The organism is Inquilinus sp., assembly GCF_057815775.1.
Window position 1 is genome coordinate 1 of the sequence record NZ_JBYRFX010000189.1, and the last position, 4,782, is coordinate 4,782.

Genomic DNA, 4,782 nt, shown 5'->3' on the forward strand with positions numbered 1-4,782 from the left:
GGTGGCGACGCCGTGCTGGCCGGCGCCGGTCTCGGCGATGATCCGGGTCTTGCCCATGCGCCGGGCCAGCAGGATCTGGCCCATGCAGTTGTTGATCTTGTGCGCGCCGGTGTGGTTCAGCTCCTCGCGCTTGAAGTACACGCGGGCGCCGCCGAGATGCTCGGTGATCCGCTCCGCCAGGTACAGCGGGCTGGGCCGGCCGACGTAATGCGTGAGGTAATAGCGCAGCTCGCTGTTGAACTCGGCGTCCTTGCGCGCGGCGGCGTAGGCCTTTTCGACTTCGAGAACGAGCGGCATCAGCGTCTCGGCGACGAAACGGCCACCGTAGAGGCCGAAGCGGCCATTCTCGTCCGGGCCCGAGCGGAAACTGTTCGGGCGGGCCTGGAGGGGTGCGGTCTCGGTCAAGCGGCGTCAGCTCCCGAAGCGGATCGTGGCAAAATCTGGGCGAAGAGCCGTGACCTTACCGACGCCCGACCTGCGCGCCAAACATTTGTCGCGAATGCCCGAGGCGCACGCATCCCAGACCCGCTGATGGCGCAGGGCCGACCGGGTCAGACGACGGCGCGGACCGCGGCCAGGAAGCGCTGCACCCGCTCGGGCGTCTTATGGCCAGGGCGCTCTTCGATGCTGGAGGCGACATCGACCGTGGTCGCGCCGGTGCGGGCGACCGCGTCGGCGACATTGGCCTCGGTCAGGCCGCCGGCCAGCATCCAGGGCTTCGACCATTTGCGGCCGGACAGGATGGCCCAGTCGAAGACCAGGCCGTTGCCGCCGGGCAGAGAGGCGACGCCCTTCGGCGGCTTGGCGTCGAACAGCAGCCGGTCGGCCACCGCCTCATAGGCCGCGATCCCGGCCAGATCCTCGACGGTCGCGATCTTGATCGCCTTCATCACCGGCATGGCCCAGCGGCCGCGGATCTCGGCCACCCGCTCCGGCGTCTCGGACCCATGCAGCTGGATCATGTCGAGCGGCACCCGGCCGAGCACGGCGCCGAGCTCATCCTCGGTCGGGTCGACGAACAGGCCGACGCTGCGCAGCCCGGTCGGCACCATGCGGGCCAGTTCGGCACCGAGATCCGGCGCCACCGAGCGCGGGCTGGGTGGGTAGAAGTTGAAGCCGACCCAGCGGGCCCCGTGCTTCGCCGCCGCCTCAAGCACCTCGGGCGTGCGGATGCCGCAGATTTTGGCGTCGATGCTCATGATGCAGGAGTCTGGGGTGCCGCAGCCGGGGCATCAAGCACCAGGCCCAGCTGGGCTGCAATGTCGCGCGCGGCGGCGGCCGGGTCGGCGGCGCCGGTGATCGGCCGGCCGATGACGAGATGGGTGGCCCCGGCGTCCATCGCCTCCTTCGGCGTCATCACCCGCTTCTGGTCGCCCACATCCGATCCGGCCGGGCGGATGCCGGGCACCATCAGCTCGCTGATCGGTTTCAGGATGCGGCGCAGCCGGGCGATCTCGGTCGGGGCGCAGACCACGCCGTCCAGGCCGCTCGATTCCGCCAGCCGGGCCAGGCGCTCGACCTGGCCGGAGACCTCCATGCCCTGCCCCACCGCCTCAAGGTCGCCGACATCAAGGCTGGTCAACACCGTGACGCCCAGCAGCTTCGGCCGCGGCACGCCCAGCTTCTCCGCCTCGCTCCGCGCCGCCTCGGCCGCCGCCTGCATCATCGCCCGGCCGCCGGAGGCGTGGATGGTGATGTAGGCCGGCGCCAGCGGCACCACCGAGCGGATGGCGCCGGCCACCGTGTTCGGGATGTCATGCAGCTTGATGTCGAGGAACAGCGGCAGGCCCGACGGCTTGGCCGTGCGGATGCCCTCAGGCCCTGCCGCCATGAAGAATTCCAGGCCGAGCTTGATGCCGCCGACCGCGCCCGAGACCAGGCCGATCAGCCGCTTGGCCTCTTCGAGATCCGGCGCGTCGATCGCGCAGAAGACGGGATTGGTGGTCATGCTCGCACTCCCTCTGCCGGCAGATGCCCGGCCGCCCATCTCGCCAACTTGTCCGGCCCGCGCCGGCCGCGCACGCCATCGGCCACCGCCCGGCCGATCAGCGCGCCGAACTTGAAGCCATGGCCCGAACACGGGCTGACCAGCCAGGCCCGGCCGCGCCGCTCCAGCGCGAAGCGGTCGTCCGGGGCGAAGATATAGCGGCAGCTGCGCGCTTCGAGAATGGCGTAACGGTCGATGTCGTGCAGCACCGGCCGCCAGCGCTCGCGGATCGCCTCGGCCTCGCCGGCGCCGACCGCCGGGTCCTCGCCCGGTTCGGCCGGGCGCTTCCAGTCGCCGACCGCGAGCTTCAGCCGGGTGCCGCCGACCGGCGGGATGCCCCAATGGCTGTCGGGCAGGCCGCAATCGATGATGCCGGGGGCCCGGGACCAGGCGTCAACATGCTCCGCCGGCGGGTCGAGATAGACCACGATTTGGCGGTAGGTGGTCAGCCGCGCCCCGATGACATCGGGAAACAGCGCCCCGACCCAGGCGCCGGCGGTGACCACGATCGATCCGGCCTGGAGCACTTCGCCCGAGGCCAGCGTCACCGTGCCGTCGGGGTCGACGGCGCGGACCGGCGCGTGCGGCCGCAGCACGACGCCGGCGGCACGGCACAGATCGACCAGCGTCGCCAGGATGCGGTCGGCGAACAGCACGCCGCCCTCCGGCATGAACAGGCCCCAGCGGATGCCGTCCGGGACCAGGAAGGGGTAGCGGCGGGTCAGCTCCTCCGGCGGCACCAGCTCATAGGCGGCGCCGAGCGCGTCGAGCGGCGCGCGGCAGCCATCGGTCCAATCGCCCGCTGCCCGGCTAAAGGCGATCGAGCCGCAATTCTGGTAGTGGCTGACGCCGGCGGCCTGCCAGATTTCGTCCCACGCCGCGAAGGCGTCGATCGCCATCCGGGTGTAGCCGGGCGAACCGGGATAAAGGGCGCGGATCAGCCGGTGGCTGTCCCAGGAGGCGGCGAGCGGATTGGGGATCGGCCCCTGCTCCAGCACGGTGACCGCCTCACCGGCCCGGGCGAGATGCCAGGCGGTGGCAAGCCCCATTACCCCGGCGCCGACAACGATGGCGGTCATGCGATTGCCGGTCCGGTTCAGGGATCGATCTGGTCGTCGGGGCGCGGCGGGCTGTCGGCCCCCGCCCGTCCCAGAATGGTCCTGGCCCGGCCTGGAGCAACCCGGGTTGCCCGCGCGGAAAAGTAGCGCTCGGCCTCCGCCTGCGCCCCGACGCGCGAGGCCACCGCCACCGCGATGAACTGGTTCAGGCTAACACCGGCCTCGGCAGCCTGGGCAGCAGCCTTGTCCTTCAGATCATCCGGCAATCGCAGGGGGAAGACACTCATCCTCGGATCCTCTTCAACACGAGTCCCGGCCGCTCGACCGGAATGCCGAACATCGCGGCGCCGGCCGACATATCGGCCGCATTGAACGTCACGATGACGTCCGCCCCGCCATTGATCGCGGTTTCGAGCACCAGATCGTCATCCGCATCCCTGGCCGCCGGCCGCCAGCGATAGTCGAAGGCAACCGGGATACAGTGACCGGCGAGATCGTCCAGGGCCTCCAGCACGTCCGGAACGGACAACCTGCTTCGGGTCAAGGTCGTCTCTCGGGTCAGCACCGCCTCATATTCCAGCATAAGGCTGACCGACAACAGCAGGCTCGCCCGGCCATCCAGTATGTCGAGGACAAGCTGGCGCGAGGCACCTGACGCACTCTCGAACGCCGCAACCATCACATCGGTGTCGATCACAAGCCGAAGCATCATGACATTATATGCAATATCATGATGCGGCTCAAGGAAGGGACATCGCCCGTGATATCAGGCTTGAGCTGAACCTAAAGTCCCCGCACCCGCAGCACTTCGATGAGGCAGAGATAGAGGTGATAGAAGCTGCTGGCCGGGCTGTTGGTCGAGAGCGGCGACCCGTCGCGGTGCAGTTGGTCGCGCCACAGCCCCGGCGGGCCGGACAGATAGTGCGTGAACAGCGAGTCGAGCTGGCGGTCGACCAGGGCCGCGGCGGCGGTGTCTCCGGCTTCCTCGCGCACCACGGCGGCCTTGATGAATTCGGTCTGCGGCCACAGCCGCTTGCTGCTGCGGCGGATGGCGCCGTCGGCGCCGTTCTCGTCGAAGGGCGCATAGACCAGTGCCGGGTTGGTTTCGACGCCGTGATCCAACGCCCAGGCCCACAGCGGGTCGGACAGCGCGGCGATGCCGGGGTCGCCGGCGGCGCGGCCCCAGCGGTCGAGCAGCCAGCACCATTCGAAGTGATGGCCGGCCTCGCGCGACGTGCCGGGCTCGCCCGGCGCCGGGGCCCAGCCTTCGGTGAAGAATTCTGCCAGGGTGCCGTCCGCCTGCAGGAACTGCCCGGCCAGCATGCGGTGGATGCGGGCGGCGCGGTCGAGCCAGTCGCGCTCGCCGGTCAGCTCGTGCAGCGCCACCAGCGCCTCGAACAGATGCATGTGCGGGTTCTGGCGGCGCCAGCCGCGGTCGGGCACGACATCGTCCAGCGCCTCGGCATAGCCGCCGGCGACCGGGTCGGCGAGATGGCTGTCCATCCAGGCCGTGGTCCGGCGCGCCTCGTCCAGCGCGCCCGCGTCGCCGCTGGCCTTTGCATGCCAGCCGAGGGCGTAAAGGGCGAAGGCCTGGTCATAGGCGTCGCGGCGCGTGTCGCGCGGGGCGCCGTCGCGCGCCAGCAGATGCATCCAGCCGCCGGTCGTCGGGTGCCAGGCGTGCGCCCGGACAAAATCCAGCCCATGCCGGGCGATGTCGAGCCAGCGCCTGTCGCCGGT

General features: G+C 70.3%; 7 protein-coding genes. All 7 read right to left on the bottom strand.

Annotated elements, in window-relative coordinates; translation table 11 throughout:
- A partial coding sequence (locus AC3XYG_RS06770; RefSeq protein ID WP_489139046.1) for a pyridoxal-phosphate dependent enzyme occupies window positions 1-405 on the bottom strand: 405 nt, incomplete at its 3' end.
- Between the two features lie 146 nt (window positions 406-551).
- Window positions 552-1,199, bottom strand: coding sequence for a phosphoribosylanthranilate isomerase (locus AC3XYG_RS06775; protein ID WP_489139047.1), 648 nt, complete (start codon window positions 1,197-1,199; stop codon window positions 552-554).
- The gene (gene pyrF / locus AC3XYG_RS06780) at window positions 1,196-1,948 is read right to left on the bottom strand and encodes an orotidine-5'-phosphate decarboxylase (protein ID WP_489139048.1); all 753 of its coding nucleotides are present in this window, start codon (window positions 1,946-1,948) and stop codon (window positions 1,196-1,198) included. The genes AC3XYG_RS06775 and pyrF overlap by 4 nt, the downstream gene beginning before the upstream one ends.
- Complete coding sequence (locus AC3XYG_RS06785) at window positions 1,945-3,066, bottom strand: NAD(P)/FAD-dependent oxidoreductase (protein ID WP_489139049.1); 1,122 nt, start codon at window positions 3,064-3,066, stop codon at window positions 1,945-1,947. The genes pyrF and AC3XYG_RS06785 overlap by 4 nt, the downstream gene beginning before the upstream one ends.
- Window positions 3,067-3,083: 17 nt before the next feature.
- On the bottom strand, window positions 3,084-3,332 hold the full coding sequence (locus AC3XYG_RS06790) for a toxin-antitoxin system HicB family antitoxin (protein ID WP_489139050.1): 249 nt from the start codon (window positions 3,330-3,332) through the stop codon (window positions 3,084-3,086).
- A complete protein-coding gene (locus AC3XYG_RS06795; protein ID WP_489139051.1) occupies window positions 3,329-3,742 on the bottom strand; it encodes a putative toxin-antitoxin system toxin component, PIN family in 414 nt (137 codons plus the stop codon). The genes AC3XYG_RS06790 and AC3XYG_RS06795 overlap by 4 nt, the downstream gene beginning before the upstream one ends.
- 86 nt (window positions 3,743-3,828) lie before the next feature.
- Window positions 3,829-4,782, bottom strand: a 954-nt coding sequence (locus AC3XYG_RS06800) for an AGE family epimerase/isomerase (protein WP_489139052.1), incomplete at its 5' end; no start/stop codon positions are given.

What these genes read in the sequence shown, in the direction of transcription:
- AC3XYG_RS06775 (WP_489139047.1), bottom strand. Translation starts at nt 1,199, where the DNA reads ATGAGCATCGACGCCAAAATCTGCGGCATCCGCACGCCCGAGGTGCTT.
- pyrF (WP_489139048.1), bottom strand. Translation starts at nt 1,948, where the DNA reads ATGACCACCAATCCCGTCTTCTGCGCGATCGACGCGCCGGATCTCGAA.
- AC3XYG_RS06785 (WP_489139049.1), bottom strand. Translation starts at nt 3,066, where the DNA reads ATGACCGCCATCGTTGTCGGCGCCGGGGTAATGGGGCTTGCCACCGCC.
- AC3XYG_RS06790 (WP_489139050.1), bottom strand. Translation starts at nt 3,332, where the DNA reads ATGAGTGTCTTCCCCCTGCGATTGCCGGATGATCTGAAGGACAAGGCT.